The sequence below is a fragment of the Actinoplanes sp. NBRC 101535 genome, assembly GCF_030269225.1.
Taxonomy (GTDB): domain Bacteria; phylum Actinomycetota; class Actinomycetes; order Mycobacteriales; family Micromonosporaceae; genus Actinoplanes; species Actinoplanes rectilineatus.
Window position 1 is genome coordinate 38,038 of sequence record NZ_BSSY01000030.1, and the last position, 16,883, is coordinate 54,920.

A 16,883-nucleotide genomic window follows, 5' to 3' on the forward strand; every position below is an offset into this window, starting at 1 on the left:
AGGTCAGCAATGATCACCGCGAAGGACGTCAGCTGGCGGTACGGCGCCAAACCCGTGATCGACGGCGTCACCGTCGAGGCCCGACCCGGCCGGGTCCTCGGGCTGATCGGCCCGAACGGCAGCGGCAAGACCACCCTGCTCCGGCTGCTCCACGGCGCGCTGAGGAGCCCGACCGGAGCGGTCGCCGTCGACGGCGACCCGCTGACCGGCCTGAGCCCGCGCGAGTCCGCCCGGCGGATGGCGGTAGTGGTCCAGGAATCCGGCGGGGAGACCTCGCTGACCGTCGCCGAGATGGTCCTTCTCGGTCGTGGACCGCACCTCTCCACGTTCCAGCGGACCGGGGCCGACGATCACGAGATCGCCGCCCGCTGCCTGGCCCGTGTCGGCGCCACCCACCTGGCCGCACGACCGTTCGCCGGGCTCTCCGGCGGGGAGCGCCAGCGGGTGCTGATCGCCCGCGCCCTCGCCCAGCAGGCCACCCACCTGCTGCTCGACGAGCCCACCAACCACCTCGACATCCGCTACCAGCACGAGATCCTGGGCCTGGTCCGCGGCCTCGCGACGTGCTCGATCGTGGTCCTGCACGACCTGAACCTGGCCGCCCGCTACTGCGACGACCTGGCCCTGCTCAGCGGCGGCGACATCGTCGCGGCCGGCATGGCCGGCGAGGTCCTGGACCCGGCGGTCCTCGAACCCGTCTACGGCATCGGCATCCGGCGCGTCGACCTCGACGGCGAGACGCACCTGCTGTTCCAACCACTCGAGGAGGCCCCCGCATGACCGCCCAGGACCGGATCAACGACTACTGGACCGGACGCGCCCCCGCCTACGACGCCTACCAGCAGCGCCCGGAACGCCGGGCCGCCGACGAGGTGGCCTGGTCCGGTGTCTGGAAGGACGCGCTGCCGGCCGGTCCGCTCGACGTGCTCGACGTCGGCACCGGCAGCGGACAGGTCGCCATGACCCTGGCCGGAATCGGTCACCGGGTCACCGGCATCGACCTGTCCGAGGGCATGCTGGAACGGGCCCGCGCACACGCCGCCACCGCCGCGAACGCCCCCGGCTTCCGGCTCGGCGACGCGGTCGCCCCGGACTTCCCGGACGCCTCGTTCGACGCGGTGGTCAACCGCTACGTGATGTGGACGCTGCGCGACCCGGAGACCGCCCTGGCGAACTGGATCCGGCTGCTGCGCCCCGGCGGCACCGTCGCGGTGATCGACAGCACCTGGTTCACCGACCGCAGCGAACTGGGCTTCTACGACGAGGAGATCCAGGCGGCGCTGCCGCTGGCCGCCGCGACCTCGATCCACGCGACCGAGAAGGTGCTTCGCGCCGCCGGCCTGCACGACGTCACGGTCACCGCGCTCGACGCGATCCGGGAACTCGACGAGACGTTCGGCGTCGCACCCGGCCACCACGTCCTCACCCAGTACCTGATCACCGGTCGTCGGCTCACTGGTCGTCTGTGAGCGCCTTGCGCAATGCCAGCCGGTGCTCCCGGCGGATCTCCGCCTGACGGATCGCCCGATGATCCTCCTCGGTCTCCGGCAACAGTGCCGGGACCGCGCGAGGACGCCCCGCGTCGTCCACCGCCACCATCACCAGATGCGAGGTGGCGACGGTGGTGGGCGGCACCGCGCGATCCCACCGGTCGGCGGTCACCCGCACCGCGACCTCCATCGAGCTGCGGCCCGCCCAGGTCACCCGGGCGTCGACGTGCACCACGTCACCGACCCGTACGGCCTGCAGGAACACGGTCTCGTCCATGGCCGCGGTGACCGCCGGCCCGTCCGAGTGCCGGGCCGCGACGACGCCCGCCACCGAATCGATGAGGTTGAGGATCCGGCCACCGTGGACCGTGCCCAGCAGGTTCGTGTGGTGCTGGTCCATGATCTGCGAAAGGGTGAGCTGGGAGGCCGACGGCGGCCGTCCAGAATCGGTCATCGCTTCGCTTACTACTCGTTCCCCCGACACCGGGCGAGCATAGTGCGGTCTGCTCCCGTTCACCGTGGCAAAGACCACAATCACGACCTTCGCCTGTGTACGGGACAAAGCACAGTCCCGCCCATTCCGGCATGCCCGGTCGTCCCGGCCGGCCCCCGAAGAGGCCGGCCGGCGGTGCGGGCGCTCTGCTCAGTGCGCGTAGATCTCCACCTCGTAGGGGGAGATGCCGTACTGGGTGGCCCGCGTGACGCTGGTCAGGCGGACGTACCGCGCGGTCGTACCCGGGAAGGAGATGTTGTCCCAGCCGCCGTTCTGGCCGGTCACCGAGGACGCCGTCGTCCACGTCGTGCCGTTCACCGACGTCTCGACCCTGAAGGCGGAGGGGTAGGCGGACTCCCACGACACGTTCAGCCGGGCCACCTGCCGGCTGCCGCCCAGATCGATCCGGATCCACTCGCCCTCGGCCCACTCGCTGGCCCACCGGGTGGCCGGGTCGCCGTCGACCGCGTCGGCCGCCGGATGGCCCGACTGGGCCCCGGAGGCCGTCACCGAGGCGCCCAGGGCCAGGTTGGTGACCACGTCGCCGCGCTTGGCCGGGAACGACACCACCTGCTGGTACGTCGGCCGGTTCTGCCACGGGATCAGCGAGTGCTCGATGCCGCCCAGCGGGGAGTGCGCGATCGCGTCGGCGCACCACTGGTTTCCGGCCGCGCAGAAGTCGTCCGCCGGGTAGGTGGTGGCCGCCGGTTCCGCCAGCGCCGCTGTCAGGCTGGTCAGCAGCGCGCTGCGGCACGTGCTCAGGACCCCGCCGCCGCAGTACCGGGTCGGCCAGTTCGGCACCGTGTCGCCGAGGACCGCGCGCAGATCCTTGTCGACGTAGCCCCACCAGCCGTACTGGAACGAGGAGCCCTTGTGCCCCTGCGTCTCGTTCGCGGAGGTGGGCAGGGTCGACACCGGCCCGGTCTGTTCACCGGACGGTGACTCGTTGATCTGGATGGTGTCGACCAGCGCGCCGAACAGCCCGGTGCCGAGCCCGCCGGCGAACTGTGCCTGGACGAGGCGGGGCCACCACGCGTCGAAGGTGCGGATCGCGTCGGCGTCCTTGTAGACCTTGCTGCCGGCCGCGGTCTCGATGCGCCGGGCGCCGCCGGCCAGCCAGGCCCGCATCCTCGTGAGGGCCGCCGCCTGTGCGGAGTCGGTGACCGTCGCGGTGTCGATGACGCGCAGCAGCACCGGCAGGACGGCCGAGCCGCGCAGGTCGGTGACCGCCGCCGACTGGACGATCTTCAGCAGGGACGCCCGGTCGTACTTGGTGCCGGCCGCGATGCCCGCCTTGAGCGGCGCGTCGAGCAGCTCCGCCCGGTGCACCGAGCCGTAGCTGAAGTTGCCGTCGGCCGCTGAGTACCCGGCCGCCTGCTTGTTGTTCCAGCTGACGAAGTAGTCCTGGTTGACGGCCTGCGGGTGCAGCGACGCCGCCCGGTAGGTGGCGGTGTTCGCCGTCGGGTCGAACCCGGTCCACTCGTACGCGGCGTCACCCCAGGTCGGCAGGTTCGGGTCGACCGTGGACGGGCGGATCGGCTCGGCGCCGGAGGTGTAGACCGCGTTCTGGGTGGAGTTGACGTAGAACCAGTTGAACGCGAAGGAGATGTTCGCTGCCGAGGCCGCGAACGCCGCCGCACTGCCCATCTGCTCCGGTTCGTTGAACATCTGGAACCCGATCGCCGAGTCGGCCTCGTGCCGGTACGTGGACCGCAGGCTGGTGAACGCGACCGCTGTCCCGCCGACGGTGCCGCGCCAGGTGACCAGGCCGTACTTGGTGCGCAGCCGGGTCAGCCGGTACGAGCCGGCCGCCGTGGAGTCGGCGGTCGTCGGCGTCCACGAGTTGGTCCGCGACAGTGTCTCCATCGCCGTGCACACCCCGTGGTACAGGTAGGCGGTGCCGTCCGCGTTGCACAGCCGGACCGCGTATGTGTCGGTGATGTCCTGCAGCGACGAGGTGGCGCTCCACGCGTAGTCGGGTCCGCGGCCCAGCAGGGTGTAGAGGTTGAGCCCGCTGAACGCCACGCCCCGGCTGCTGATCCCCGGACCCTGCAGTTCCTGGAGCATGAGCAGTTGCGGCGCGAAGTAGCCGGTCTGCGGTCCGAAGACGGCGACCGGGTGTCCGGTGGCCGAGTTGGCGGCGGAGACGACCGCCGCGTTCGACATGCCGCGCTGGGAACCGTCCATGGCCAGCGAGCTGAGCGAGTCGGCGATGGCACTGGTGCCGCTCACTCCGGTGGCCGCTGATCCGGTCTTGTCGTAGACGAGCGGCTCGGGGACGGCGGTTCCGGCGTCCGGCATGGCCACGCCGGACGCGTTCGGGTCGCCGGTCCCGTACGGGAAGGATTGGCCGTTGTGCAGTGTCAGCACGGTCTCGGCGTCGTTCTGCGAACGGAACTGCTGCCACACCTGGTCGCCGACGGTGGCGCCGTACTTGGCCCGGGAGGCGACCCGGACCAGCGCGGACTGCATCTCGGCGCCGCCGCCCCCGCCGAACAGCCCGCCGATGACGCCGGCGACCGCGATCAGGTCGGTCATCACGAAGTCCTCCGGCCCGCCGGCGTTGGTGACCGAGTCGAGGTGGCCGGTGAGCACGTATTCGCCGGGGCAGTCCCGGGCGGCCATGCAGTCGTCGATGTACTTGTTGACGCCGGCCAGGTACTGCTGCACGTCGGTGTAGAGCTGCGCGCCCCGGGTGCTGCCGGTGCGCAGGCCGTCGAGCTGGGCCTGCAGGTCGGCCTCGGTGTACGGCGAGTTGCGCCAGACGCTCTGTTCCAGGGCGCGGTTGCCGGCCGCGCCGCCGGCGAAGGTGGTCAGGGAGCCGCGGGCGACGTGCCGCATCAGGTCCATCAGGAAGAGGCGGTCCTGGGCGCCGGCGTACCCGGCGCCGTACATGGTCCCGGCGCGCGTGGTGCCGGTGATGTGCGGGACGCCGAGTCTGGTGTCGCGCACGATCGTGACGTCCGAGCGCGGCGAGATGCTGCTGGCGACCTGCCCGGCCGGCACCCCGTAGGAGGCGTCGTTGAAGAAGCCGTTGATCTGGCCGGGGGTCAGGCCGGTGTAGTTGTAGGTCAGGTCGGCGTAGGGGGCGAGTTGGTCGTCGGCGTGCGGGGGCATGGTGCCGAAGGCCTGGTGGGCGAGGATCTGGGCCAGGTCGGCGTCACCGTTCTGACCGGGCGGCAGGATGTCGGAGCACTCGCCGAGGCAGTAGTCGTTGCTGCTGAAGGCCGCGGCGGCGGGTGGGGGATCGACCTGTGACAGCCCGGCGGTGATCAGCAGGCCGGCGGCCACGAGGGCGCTGAGGTGTCGGCGCATGGGGGTCCCTTCGGGAACGCTCGAACGCGAGGGAAAAGGGGAACGGCCGAACGCGAAAAATATTCAAAGATATTAATGCGTCGATGTATGGGAGGCCAGGGTTTCCCGCACCGGCGGTCACCCGATCGGGTCGGACCGGCCGGACGCGCCACGACCGTGCCGAGCACACCCCCTGTTCAGGACCGAAACCACGACGACGGTCGCTCGATCGGGGTGTTGCCAACCGGTGGAGGTCCGCCGATCCTTGGCGGCGTTCTCAACGGCCGGCACGTGCGGAGGAATACACGAGATGAACGCGGCGACCATCCGGGGCCGGATCACCCGTACCCTGGCGCCGCCCCTCGTGGCGATGATCGCGCTGCTGACCGTCGTCGCCGTGGGCGAGATCGGCGACTACCGGGTCGCGGCCGACACCGAACGCCGGGTCACCGTGGTGCTGGCCCTGCACGAACTGGTCCGGGAACTGCAGGCCGAACGGGACGCGACCGAAGGCACCCTGACCGGCGACCTCGCGCTCCAGGCCGACCTCGTCCCCGCCCGGGAACGGGCCGACGCCCGTCTCGACGGCGTCCGGAGCCTGCTCGGCGGCGGCACCGCCCTGGAGGAGCAGGCACTCGACCTGCTCGGCGAGCTGGACGACCTGGAGGCCGTCCGCGACGGCGTGGACGCCGGCACCGGGGAACGCGCCGCGACGTTCGCGTTCTACACCGAGGCGATCGAGGAACTGGGCGATCTCTTCCTCGACCTGGAGACGGTCGCCGACAACCGGCTGCGCCGCGCCGCCGAGTCGCTGGAGATGATCAACGCGGCGAACGAGGCCCTCGCCCAGGAGCGGGTCCTGCTGGCCGGGGTGCTGCGCGACGGGCGCTTCCGTGACGACGAGTTCCCCCGGCTCGCCGTGGTCATCGCCGTCCGCGACCTGGCGCTGGGGGAGTTCGACGAGTTCGCGAGCGCCGCTGCCACCCAGGCCAAGGCGGACCTGCTCGACGGCGCAGCCGCCCGGCAGAGCCGTGACCTGGAGGAATCGGCACTGCTGGCCGGCGGCGGGGAACGGCTGCGCGTCGACGAGAGCGCCTGGTGGTCGTCGACCGGGGTGGTGCTCGACGACATGTCCGGGCTGTCCCGCCGGATCGGCGCGGACGCCCAGACCCGCGCCGGCGAACTGCGGGCCCGGGCCACCCTGCGGGTGAGCGTGCTGGGCGCGATCGTGCTGGCCTGCCTGGCCGGTTCGGCGTACCTGGCCACCGCGTCGGCCCGGTCACTGGCCGGCCCACTCTCCGGACTGGCCCGGGAGGCGCACCGGCTGGCCGCCGACCGGCTGCCGGAGGCGGTCCGCCGGGCCGCGTCCGGGGATCCGTCCGAACGCCCCGACCCGGTGCCGGTCGCCGACGGCGCGAGCATCGAGGTGCACCAGGTGGCCGACGCGCTGCAGCGGGTGCAGCAGACGGCGTACGACCTCGCGACCGAGCAGGCGGTGCTGCGGCGGACCACCGCGGAGTCGCTGGCCGACCTGGGCCGGCGCAACCAGAACCTGCTGCGCCGTCAACTGGGCTTCATCACCCGGCTGGAGCAGGAGGAGTCGAACCCGGCCGGCCTGGCGAACCTGTTCGAACTCGACCACCTGGCCACCCGGATGCGGCGCAACGCGGAGAGTCTGCTGGTCCTGGTGGGCGCGGCCAGCCCTCGGCAGTGGCCCGGCCCGCTGGCGCTGACCGACGTGGTCCGGGCCGCGGTGTCCGAGGTGGAGGAGTACCGGCGGGTCGGCCTGCGCCGCATCGACGAGGCCCAGGTGCAGGGGGCGGCCGGCAGCGGCCTGGCACACATGCTCGCCGAGCTGATCGAGAACGGACTGTCCTTCTCGCCGCCGGACCAGCAGGTCGAGATCCACGGGCGGCGGGTCGGCGACGAGTACCTGATCGCGATCTGTGACGAGGGTGTCGGGATGACGGAGGCCGACATGGCGGTGGCCAACGAGCGGCTCCGCGGCGACGGCGACTTCCTCACCGCTCCGGCACGGTACCTCGGGCATCACGTGGTCGGCCGCCTGGCCGCCGGGATGAACGTCCGGGTACGACTCACGCCGTCGCCGGTGACCGGGGTGACCGCCCGGATCACCCTGCCCGCGGAGATCCTCGCCGGACCCGCCCCGGTCGGTGACGACCCGGCGGCCGGGCGGCGCGCGCTGGAGGACGGTCACCGGCGCCGCGAGGTGGAGGTCGACTACGTGGTGCTGGCGGAGCGGCCGTCCGTTCCGGCGCCCCGGCGGCCGGAGTCCGAGGACGGTGTGCGTACCCGGAACGGGTTGCGCAAACGCGTGCCGCACGCCGGCCGTCCCCGCCCGGCCCCCGCCGTGGCCGTCCCTCCCGGCGATCAGCCCGTCATGGTGAGCAGCGGACCCGCCGAGGTGCGCTCCCGGATGCTCGCGCTGCGTGACGGTATCCAGCGAGGCCGGGACCGGGAACCCGGCCGGTCGCAGGCCACACCCGAGGAGATCTCATGAGCGTCGAAGCCCCCGCCGACCGGCACCAGCTGAACTGGCTTCTCGGCAACTTCGTGCACCAGACCGACGGTGTCCGCGACGCCGTCGCGGTCTCCTCCGACGGCCTGCTGATCGCCGGGTCGGACGGCCTGAGCCGGGCCGAGGCCGACCAACTCGCCGCGATCGTCTCCAGCATGGCCGGCCTGGCGCGCAGCGCGTCCCGCCGGTACGACTTCGACGGCCTGAAACTCATCATGATCGAGATGAATCGCGGCTTCCTGGTCATCTCGGTGATCGACGGCGGCAGCTGTCTCGGGGTGGTGGCCGGTGGCGACAGCGACCTCGGGCTCATCGGGTACGAGATCTCGGTCCTCGCCGAACGGTTCGGCGGCGTGCTGACCCCCGCGCTGATCGCCGATTCCCGCCAGCACCTGGCCCGATGAGCCCGGCGAGCCCGCCCGGCCGGTGGTACGAGGGTGAGGATCCGGTGGTGCGCCCGTTCATGCTCACCGCCGGCCGCACCCAGCCGATGCACGACGGCCTGCGGATCGAGACGCAGGTGCGTGCCGTACCGGCGGCGCTCTCGGCGCCGTTGCGGTTCGAGGCCCGGCGGATCGTCGAGCTCTGCCAGCGGCCCACGTCGGTCGCCGACCTGGCCGTGGCGATCGGCGTGCCGCTCGGCGTGGTCCGGGTCATCGCCGCGGACCTGATCACCCAGGGCTACCTGCACCTCCCGGAGCAGCCGGCCGAACTCAGCGTCACCCTGATCGAGAGGATCCGTGATCGTGTTCGGGCGCTCTGAGCCGTCCTCGCCGCCGGTAGCCGTGAAGATCGTCATCAGTGGCGGTTTCGGTGTCGGCAAGACCACCTTCGTCGGCGCCGTCTCGGAGATCGAGCCGCTGGTCACCGAGGCCGAGATGACCGAACGCTCGATCGGCATCGACGACACCTCCGCCGTCACCCAGAAGACCACCACCACGGTCGCCCTCGACTTCGGCCGGATCACCCTCGACGACTCACTGCTGCTCTACCTGTTCGGCACCCCCGGACAGGACCGCTTCGCGTTCCTCTGGGACGACCTCGTCGACGGCGCCCTCGGCGCGATCGTCCTGGTCGACACCCGCCGCATCGAGGACTGCTTCCCGGCCGTCGACTACTTCGAGGAGCACGGGATCCCGTTCGTCATCGGGGTGAACGCCTTCGACGGCGCACGCCGGTTCGACCCGGCGGAGGTCCGCGAGGCGATCGGCGTGCCCGGCGAGCTGCCCCTGCTGGAGTGTGACGCCCGGCGCCGGGAGTCGGTCAAGGGGGTGCTGGTGGCGCTCACCGAGCAGATCCTCAGCCGGCGTCTCCAGCGGGCCGGTTGAGTCTGCGGTAGATCGGGGCCAGCTGTTTGTGCAGGCTGGTGTAGGTCGTGTAGATCTCGTCGTAGCGTGCCCGGTCCGGCCCCGGCGTGTACACGTGGTCGTTGCGCGCCAGGTCGGAGATCTCCGGGAAGTCGATCAGCCCGGCGCCGACCGCGCCGATCCACCCCGCACCGCGGGCGTTCACCGTCACCGGGTCCGCATCGCGGCGGATCTCCACGCCGAGTACGTCCGCGAAGATCTGGCACCAGGAGTTCGACCGCGCCGCGCCGCCGGTGATCACCAGGGACGAGGCCGGCGTGCCGAGGAATTTGTCGACCGACTTGGCCATCCACCTGGTGTTCAGCGCGACGCCCTCGAACACCGCCCGCAGCAGGTGCGAGCGGGTGGTGTTCAGGGAGATGTTGAGGAAGCCGGCCCGCAGGTTCGGGTCGTCGACCGGCACCCGCTCGCCGTACAGCCACGGCATGTAGAGCACGCCGTCCGCACCGGCCGGCACCGACGGGATGATCTTGTCGAAGGCGTCGAAGATGGTGCCCTCGTCCCTGCTGACGTGCCCGGCCGAGACCAGGGGATCGTCGAACTCCACGATCTTGTCGCGGAGCCAGGTGAGGTTCGCGCCGGCGGTCGCCTGCAACGCCGTCATCAGATAGCGGTCCGGAATCGCGCAGGGGATCGACGCGATCCCGGTCGTGATGTCGGTCTTCTTCCGCGGGACGTGCGCCGCGATCCACGACGAGGTGCCCAGGTAGAGGTGCGGCTCGTTGTCGCGGACCGTACCGGCGCCGATCGCGGCCGCGGTGTTGTCGATCGCACCCGCCACCACCCGCACCGACGCGGGTAGTCCGAGGTGATCGGCGGCCTGGGGGGCGAGGCTGCCGATCACCTCGGTGCACTTCACGATCGGCGGGAACTTGTCCCGGTCGATCCCGCTGGCGGCGACCAGCTCGGGGGCGTACCGGATGTTCGCGGCATCCCGGTTGTCGGTGACCCACGAGGTGAGGATCGAGTCGACGGTCGCCACCGTGCGGCCGGTGAGCTTCAGGTTGATCCAGTCGAGGACGTTCAGGAACGTCGCGGTCCGGTCGTAGATCTCCGGCATGGTGTCCCGGACCAGCAGCATGTGCGCCGCCGGGTCCTTGCCGGTGACCGACGGCATGCCACCGGTCAGCCGCAGCCAGCGGGCGATCTTCAAGACCGACATGCCGGAGTACGCCGGAAAGCCGCCGAACTGGCGCCGCAGATGGTCCGCACCGCGCATGTCGAGCCAGCTGATGCACCGGGTCAGCGGCTCACCGGCCGCGTCCACCGCGATCGTGCCCTCGCCCTGGGTCGAGGAACAGATCGTGGTCACCGCGCGCAGGTGCTCGGGGTACGCCCTCCCGAGGTCCGCGACGACCTCGGCGAGCGCGTCCCACCAGGCGACCGGGTCCTGCTCGGCGCCGCCGCCGGGCAGCACGTGCAGCGGGACCGGGCGCTCGGCCCACCCGGTCACCGTCCCGTCGGCGGCCACCAGGGCCGCCTTCATCCCCGAGGTTCCGAGGTCGATCGCCAGCACCTGCGGCGGTACCGCCACCTAGACTCCCTCCACCAGCGCGAAGACCTGGTCGAACCGGGCCAGGGCGTCGTCGATGACCTCGTCGGTGTCCGCCATCGAGGTGTACATCCGCGACCCCGCGAGGGTGATGATGCCGTGGGCGGCGTACGCGGCGCCCATCTGCTCCATCAGCTTCTTGCGGCCCTTGTTCTCCTTGAGCAGCTTGATCGGGTTGCGCATGTCCAGCAGCATGACGCCGCTGGACTCGAGGTGCACGATCGATCCCTGGTTGTACGCGACGTACGGCAGACCGTACTTGTCGATCAGCTTCTGCAGGCCGCGGGTGAGCCGGTCACCGGCCCGGCCGGCGATCACCGGGGCGTTGGTGCGGGCCATCTCCTGGATCGCGAAGTACCCGGCCGCGCAGGACAGCGGGTTCGCCGACAGGGTGCCGCCGACCTGGATGTGCGCGCCGCTCTTACCGTCCAGTCCGGAACCGAAGACGCTCATCACCGCGGCCTTGCCTCCGACGCCACCGGCCATCGGGTACCCGCCGGAGACCGCCTTGCCGAACACCGTCAGGTCCGGGGTGACACCGAAGTATCCGGCGGCGCCGCCCAGTCCGGTGCGGAACCCGGTGACCACCTCGTCGAAGACGAGCAGCGCCCCGAACTCGTCGCACAGCTTGCGGACGCCGGCGTTGAAGTCGTACGGGACCGGCCGGGTGCCGGACTCCGGGCCCAGCGGTTCGACCACGATCGCGGCCGTGCCGCCCCGGGCCCGGTTCTCGATCAGCTTGCGCTTGAGGGCGCCCAGGTCGTGCGGGAACGCCTCCCGGGTGCGGCCGGTCGCGCCGAACGGGATGCCCTTGGCGTTCATCCGGTAGCTGCCCGGCACGCGCAGGCCGTAGACCATGGTGTCCGACCAGCCGTGGTACGCGCCGCCGACCTTGATGACCATCTTCTTGCCGGTGTGGGCGCGGGCGGCCCGGACCGCCGCCATCACGGCCTCGGTGCCCGACCCGAGCGACCGGTACATCTCGATGTGCGGCATGTACCGGTTGATGATCTCGGCGAGTTTCAGCTCGTACTCGTGGAAGAGACCGGTGACCGGGCCGCTCTCCTTGATCACCTCGGCGACCCGCTCGTTGACCGGACCGTAGTTGCTGCCCAGGATGGTCGGGCCGCCGGCCTGCAGGAAGTCGATGTAGACGTTGCCGTCCCGGTCGGTCAGGTACGCGCCCTCGGCCTTGTCGATCGCCAGCGGGAACGGGTAGTTGAACGCCAGGTTGTGCTGGACACCGCCGGGGATCCGCTTCTTGGCCCGCTCGGTGATCTCCTTGCTGGCCGTGCACTTGGTGTCGAAGTACGCGAGGACGTCGTTGAGCGCGTCGTGGCGCAGCCCTCGCAGCGGCTGGTCGACCAGGGCCTTGAGACGTCGCATGGTGTCGTCGACGTCGAGGTACTCATCGATCATGTAGCCGAGGTCGGCCGCGCCGGCGTCCGGGGCGCTATCGGAGATCTCCGGAATCGTCGGTGGATCCTCGTCGTCCGGCACCCGGATCGGCTCCACCGCGTTGGTGATCTGCGCGGCGATCCGCTTCTCGTCCTTCTTCAGCTTGCCGAAGGCGATCTCCCGGATCGTGTCCGGAATCGTGTAGACCTTGCCGGCCTCGGTGGAGAGCGCCATCAGGTAGGCGATCGACACCTTCTCCAGCAGCGCCATGTTGAACACCGCCCGGTCCGGGTCGGTGCCCAGCGCCACCACACCGTGGTTGGCGATGATGAACGCGTTGTCGCCGCTCGCCACCTTCTTCTGCACGTTCTTCGCGAGGAAGCCGGTGCCCGACGGCGCGTAGTCGATGATCGCGACCTGCTTGCCGAGGAAGCGCACCTGCTCGTCGGTGAGCGCCGGGATCGGCTTGCGCAGGAACGCCAGCGCCGACGCGTACGGCTGATGGGTGTGCACGATCGCGTTGACGTCGGGACGCTCGCGATAGACGTTGGCGTGCATCCCGCACTCGATCGACGGGACCAGACCGCCGGCGCCGTCCGGGTCGGGCACGTGCTTGCCGTCGAAGTCGACGACGCAGATGTCCTCGGCGCGCATCTTGTCGTAGTCGTAGTTGCTGGGCGTGACCGCGTACAGCTTGTGGCCGGGGATCCGGACCGAGACGTTGCCCTCGGTGGCCTTGAGATAGCCGCGTTCGAGCATCGTCCGGCACATGTCGACGACGTGCTGACGTGACAAACGGTGTTTCACAGGCGCAGTCCGATCCTTCTACAGCGGGTGACCAGCCTCATCGTCGTCCGCGGTCGGCGACAAAGCACCGTATTCGAGCCAGCAAGAAGCGACCGTACCTTTATCACCGGGTGACAAAATCGCCTGCGATGACTCCTCCCTGGCAGCGCCTCACCCCCGACCTGGCGGACGCGATGCGGCCCCGGCTGCCGGCCGCCGTGCGGGCCATCGCCGACGCCGTCGGCGAGACCGCCCCCGAGGCCGCCGGTGCGAAGTACGAGCGGGACGTCCGGACCGCCGTACGGGTCGCCCTGGAACGCTTCGTCGACCTGGCCGGCACCGCCGAGCCGGCGCTGCCGCCCCCGATCCGCGAGGTGTTCGTGGCGCTCGGCGCGGCCGAGGCCCGCGACAACCGCGGCCCGGAGACACTGCTGGGCTCGCTGCGCACCGCGGCCCGGCTGCTGCTGCGGACCGCTTCGCACGCCCTCGCCGAACTGCGCCCGGTGACCGTCGACGAGCTGATCGACCTGTCCGACGCGACGAGTGCCTTCGTCGACGAACTCGCCGCGGCCTGCACCGACGGCCTGGCGAGGCAACTGCGGGAACAGGCCGGTGAGGGCGAACGCCGCCGCCGGCAGGTCGCCGACCTGCTGCTGCGCGGCGGCGCCCCACCGGACGTGGCCCGCGAGGCGGCGGCCGGCATCGGCTGGCCCGGCTTGGACACCGTCGTGCCGGTGCTGCTCCCGCCGGACCAGGCCCGCGACGCCCGGTTCCGGTTCGGCGCCGACGGCGTGGTCGCCGAACGGGCCGGTGACGCGGTCCTGCTGCTGCGCTCCGGCCCGCGGGCCGAACGCGCCGCCCTGACCGAGGCGCTGACCGGCCGGGACGCGGTGGTCGGCCCAGCCCTGGGCTGGGTCGAGGTGCCGGAGGCGGTCCGGCTCGCCGAACGCGCCGCCGAACTGGTCGGCACCGGAGCGGCGCCGGTCTTCGTCGACGACCACTTCGCCGCCCTGGCCCTGCGCGGCGAGCCGGGCGCGATGGCGGTGCTCTCCGCGCGGCGGCTGGCCCCGCTGGCGGGATTGCGGCCCGGCCAGCGGGAGCCGTTGCTGGTCACGCTGGAGAGCTGGCTGCGGAACTGGGGATCGCGGACGGCGGTGGCGGCCGAGTTGTTCGTGCACCCGCAGACCGTCAGCTACCGCCTGAACCGGTTGCGCGACGCGTTCGGCGACGATCTGGACGACCCGGCCGCCCGGTTCGAACTGCTGCTGGTGCTCGCGTTCAGCCGCCCCCGCCCAGCAGCCCCTTCGTGAGCTGCAGGGACAACCGGCCGCGGAGCAGACTGTCGCCGGGGTCCGCGCCGGACGTACACCGGGCCAGCACCGTGTCGAACTGCTCACCGGCCCCGGCCCACTCGGCGGCGGCCTGCGGCACCGGCGGCGCGGGCAGCCGGGCGGCCGTCGCGCGGGCCTCGCCCAGACGCCGGCACCCCTCGGTGATCCCGGCCGCGTCGTGGCGGGCCTGAGCCTCGTCGAGCGTGGTGGCCGCGTCGTCGAGCGTGCTCATCGCGTCCCGGCCGCCCTCCTGCAGCCAGGTCCGGACCATCGGGCCGGTGAACCCGGCGGCGATCGGGCGTCCGGACACCGCGTGGTTGGCGAACGGCACCGAGATCAGCGCGATGAAGGCGAGCACGACCGGCACCGCGGCCACCCGTGACCAGGTGCCGGTGAGGTCCCGGGCAGGCTCGGCGGACGACACGGCCCGCACCGGCGTGACCGGTCGCGGGGCGCCCAGCAGGTGCGCCACCAGCAGGGCGATGCCACTCGAGGCGGTGCCGGTGACGCCCACCGTCAGCAGGGTACGACTGAACACCTCCCCGCCCGGCCACTGCCCGCAGCCCTGCAACCACGGCAGGCAGTTCGCCGCCACGTCGTTGACGACCAGCATCAGCAGGCCGAACGCGCCGGTCAGGTAGGCCGCGTACAGGGCGGGCAGCGCCGTCCCCGGTCCGCCCCGGCGCCGCACCCGGAACGCCGCACCGGCCTGCACCAGACCGGTCAGCAGCACCTGCCACGACGCCAGGACCAGGGCGAACGTCGTCCGCTCCGGTTCGCCGGCGGGCGCCATCAGGACCGCTGCACTGCGCAGCAGCAGGTCCAGCGCCAGCAGGACCAGGCCCGCGGTGAGACCGGTCCGGGTGGCCCGGGTGATCATGCCGACCGGCCAGGACCGGAACCGCCCGCCGCCGGAGAGCAGCAGCGGGGCCAGCCAGATCAGCACCGCCGCGACCTGCGCCGGCAGGTCGATGGCGATCACCGCGGACGGGACCTGCACCAGCAGGTGCGGCAGCAGGCCGGCCCAGCCCCAGCCCAGCCCGTCGACCTGCGAGCCGACCACGCGGACCACCGCGATCAGGTCGGGCAGGTCGTCGCGCCACGTCGGGTCCGGCCACCAGCCGGCCCAGCCGGCGAGCAGCAGCGCGGACAGCAGGCCGGTGCCGATGATCGGAACCCGGAGACGGCCGTCGCGCCCGGACCGCAGCCAGCGGTCGGCGTCCGCGTACGCCCACAGCACCGCGAACGCGACCAGCACCATCACGGTCGCCTGCACCACCACGCCGACCGTGCCGGTGGCCGGCAGCCGCGGCGTCAGGAACTCCAGCCACGCCGCGAGCGGCAGGCCCACGCCGGCGGCCAGGCCGATCAGCACCAGCCGGGAGCCGGACCGGTCCCGCAGTCGGGCGTAGCCGGCCAGCCGCCAGCCGAGCACCGCCACGAACCCGCCCATCGTCGCGGCGAACACCAGCAGCAGGCCGGTGACCAGCACCGGGGTGCCGGAGAAACCGAGCAGGAAGAGCGGCACCTCGAGACTCTTCACCGCCAGGCCGGTGGCCAGCCCGGCCGCGACGACCGCGCCCACCGACGGGGTGAGCAGGCTGACCGGGTCGGCGAGCGCGTGCAGCCGCGCCCACGGTGACGGGAGCGTCAGCGCCGGGCCGGGCCGCCACCGGATCCGGCGCGGGGCGAGAGCGGCCTGCCGCAGCGAGACGGCCGCGTGGTCGTCCACGAGCGCCGCGCGGGCGTCGGCGGCGAACTCCCGGGCGCGCAGCGCCGCGTTGCGGACCAGCAGCATCAGCACCAGCAGGAGCACGACCCGCCACCAGGCGATGTCACCGAACCCGGCGGTGACCGCCGCGGCCCGCTGGCCGTCCGGCGCGGTCCACACCCCGGCGAACACGGTGACCAGCAGCGTGGGCAGCAGCACCAGCACCAGGAAGACCCGCCACAGGACCACGGTGAGACAGGCGAGCGAGACGTCCCCGTTGCGCACGTGCGCGAGCTCGTGCAGCACCACCGAGCGGAACCGGGGACGATCGGTGTCCCAGAGCGCGATCAGCCCGGCACCCAGGCTGATCCGGGTCCGCTTGCTGCGCCCGTAGGCCTGCCCGGCCGGCTGCGTGGTCGTCGGGTCGATCATGAAGAGCGGCGCCCGGCGCAGACCGGCCGTCCGGCAGAGATCCATCAGGTAGGCGTGCAGCTCCGGGTGGCCGGACCGGGAGACCGGCGTCAGGCCGCGGCGGCGTTCCACCATGTCGGGGTACGCGACCCAGAACGCGACCGTGACGGCAAGCAGCAGAGCCAGCACCGCGGTCACGGCCAGTACCAGGCGCGTCGCCGTGTCCGCGAAACAGTCGTCGAACGCCGGGTAGGCCGCGGCGTCCACGGTCACGGCGAACAGCCCGGACCCGGTGGCGCAGGAGTAGAACACCCGGTCGGCCCCGGTCACCCCGCCGACCGTCATGATCAGGAGCTCGACCGAGGTGGCCAGGGTGAGCAGCACCAGCACCGCGAACCGGATGCCGGCGTCCGACGGCAGCCCGAGCACCAGCCTGCGGATGTCGTCCTTCTGCTCCCGGCTCACCTCCACGGCCACCGGCTTGCCTTACCCGTCGTGACGTACCCATTCA

12 protein-coding genes are annotated in these 16,883 nt (G+C 71.9%); 7 read left to right on the forward strand and 5 right to left on the reverse strand.

Annotation, left to right across the window (positions count from 1 at the left end; all coding sequences use genetic code 11):
• Positions 1 to 9: 9 nt before the first annotated feature.
• Both QSK32_RS43560 and QSK32_RS43565 read left to right on the forward strand, forming a co-directional pair.
• Entirely contained in the window at positions 10 to 780 is a 771-nt protein-coding gene (locus QSK32_RS43560) for an ABC transporter ATP-binding protein (protein WP_045748006.1), read from the forward strand.
• Entirely contained in the window at positions 777 to 1,469 is a 693-nt protein-coding gene (locus QSK32_RS43565; RefSeq protein WP_285475338.1) for a class I SAM-dependent methyltransferase, read from the forward strand. Before QSK32_RS43560 ends, QSK32_RS43565 begins: the two co-directional genes overlap by 4 nt.
• On the opposite strand, the gene QSK32_RS43570 is transcribed toward QSK32_RS43565, so the two are convergent.
• Both QSK32_RS43570 and QSK32_RS43575 read right to left on the reverse strand, forming a co-directional pair.
• Positions 1,453 to 1,944, reverse strand: coding sequence for an acyl-CoA thioesterase (locus QSK32_RS43570; RefSeq protein ID WP_045748008.1), 492 nt, complete (start codon positions 1,942 to 1,944; stop codon positions 1,453 to 1,455). The genes QSK32_RS43565 and QSK32_RS43570 overlap by 17 nt on opposite strands.
• A gap of 189 nt (positions 1,945 to 2,133) precedes the next feature.
• Complete coding sequence (locus tag QSK32_RS43575; RefSeq protein WP_285475339.1) at positions 2,134 to 5,298, reverse strand: penicillin acylase family protein; 3,165 nt, start codon at positions 5,296 to 5,298, stop codon at positions 2,134 to 2,136.
• Positions 5,299 to 5,587: 289 nt separating this feature from the next.
• Here QSK32_RS43575 and QSK32_RS43580 point away from each other — a divergent pair, with 289 nt between their 5' ends.
• Genes QSK32_RS43580 through QSK32_RS43595 form a run of 4 tightly spaced genes read left to right on the forward strand, consistent with a single transcriptional unit; the run spans position 5,588 to position 9,144 of the window.
• Positions 5,588 to 7,798 (forward strand): sensor histidine kinase, encoded by a 2,211-nt coding sequence (locus QSK32_RS43580; RefSeq protein WP_285475340.1) that lies wholly within the window; start codon positions 5,588 to 5,590, stop codon positions 7,796 to 7,798.
• Positions 7,795 to 8,220 (forward strand): roadblock/LC7 domain-containing protein, encoded by a 426-nt coding sequence (locus tag QSK32_RS43585; protein ID WP_285475341.1) that lies wholly within the window; start codon positions 7,795 to 7,797, stop codon positions 8,218 to 8,220. Before QSK32_RS43580 ends, QSK32_RS43585 begins: the two co-directional genes overlap by 4 nt.
• Positions 8,217 to 8,579 carry a DUF742 domain-containing protein gene (locus tag QSK32_RS43590; RefSeq protein WP_045748576.1) on the forward strand — a complete coding sequence of 121 codons (363 nt, stop codon included), beginning with the start codon at positions 8,217 to 8,219 and terminating at the stop codon, positions 8,577 to 8,579. Before QSK32_RS43585 ends, QSK32_RS43590 begins: the two co-directional genes overlap by 4 nt.
• Positions 8,563 to 9,144, forward strand: coding sequence for a GTP-binding protein (locus QSK32_RS43595; protein WP_285475342.1), 582 nt, complete (start codon positions 8,563 to 8,565; stop codon positions 9,142 to 9,144). The genes QSK32_RS43590 and QSK32_RS43595 overlap by 17 nt, the downstream gene beginning before the upstream one ends.
• On the opposite strand, the gene QSK32_RS43600 is transcribed toward QSK32_RS43595, so the two are convergent.
• The gene (locus tag QSK32_RS43600; protein WP_045747622.1) at positions 9,116 to 10,717 is read right to left on the reverse strand and encodes a xylulokinase; all 1,602 of its coding nucleotides are present in this window, start codon (positions 10,715 to 10,717) and stop codon (positions 9,116 to 9,118) included. The genes QSK32_RS43595 and QSK32_RS43600 overlap by 29 nt on opposite strands.
• Positions 10,718 to 12,928: an aminotransferase class III-fold pyridoxal phosphate-dependent enzyme gene (locus tag QSK32_RS43605; protein WP_285475343.1), complete on the reverse strand. Its 2,211-nt coding sequence runs from the start codon at positions 12,926 to 12,928 to the stop codon at positions 10,718 to 10,720.
• 140 nt (positions 12,929 to 13,068) lie between these two features.
• Here QSK32_RS43605 and QSK32_RS43610 point away from each other — a divergent pair, with 140 nt between their 5' ends.
• Positions 13,069 to 14,229 (forward strand): PucR family transcriptional regulator, encoded by a 1,161-nt coding sequence (locus QSK32_RS43610; protein ID WP_045747620.1) that lies wholly within the window; start codon positions 13,069 to 13,071, stop codon positions 14,227 to 14,229.
• Here the strand turns inward: QSK32_RS43610 and QSK32_RS43615 are convergent.
• Positions 14,198 to 16,849: a M48 family metalloprotease gene (locus QSK32_RS43615; protein ID WP_285475344.1), complete on the reverse strand. Its 2,652-nt coding sequence runs from the start codon at positions 16,847 to 16,849 to the stop codon at positions 14,198 to 14,200. The two genes, QSK32_RS43610 and QSK32_RS43615, sit on opposite strands and share 32 nt — an antisense overlap.
• Positions 16,850 to 16,883: the final 34 nt, after the last annotated feature.

What these genes read in the sequence shown, in the direction of transcription:
- QSK32_RS43560 (WP_045748006.1), top strand. Translation starts at nt 10, where the DNA reads ATGATCACCGCGAAGGACGTCAGCTGGCGGTACGGCGCCAAACCCGTG.
- QSK32_RS43565 (WP_285475338.1), top strand. Translation starts at nt 777, where the DNA reads ATGACCGCCCAGGACCGGATCAACGACTACTGGACCGGACGCGCCCCC.
- QSK32_RS43570 (WP_045748008.1), bottom strand. Translation starts at nt 1,944, where the DNA reads ATGACCGATTCTGGACGGCCGCCGTCGGCCTCCCAGCTCACCCTTTCG.
- QSK32_RS43575 (WP_285475339.1), bottom strand. Translation starts at nt 5,298, where the DNA reads ATGCGCCGACACCTCAGCGCCCTCGTGGCCGCCGGCCTGCTGATCACC.
- QSK32_RS43580 (WP_285475340.1), top strand. Translation starts at nt 5,588, where the DNA reads ATGAACGCGGCGACCATCCGGGGCCGGATCACCCGTACCCTGGCGCCG.
- QSK32_RS43585 (WP_285475341.1), top strand. Translation starts at nt 7,795, where the DNA reads ATGAGCGTCGAAGCCCCCGCCGACCGGCACCAGCTGAACTGGCTTCTC.
- QSK32_RS43590 (WP_045748576.1), top strand. Translation starts at nt 8,217, where the DNA reads ATGAGCCCGGCGAGCCCGCCCGGCCGGTGGTACGAGGGTGAGGATCCG.
- QSK32_RS43610 (WP_045747620.1), top strand. Translation starts at nt 13,069, where the DNA reads ATGACTCCTCCCTGGCAGCGCCTCACCCCCGACCTGGCGGACGCGATG.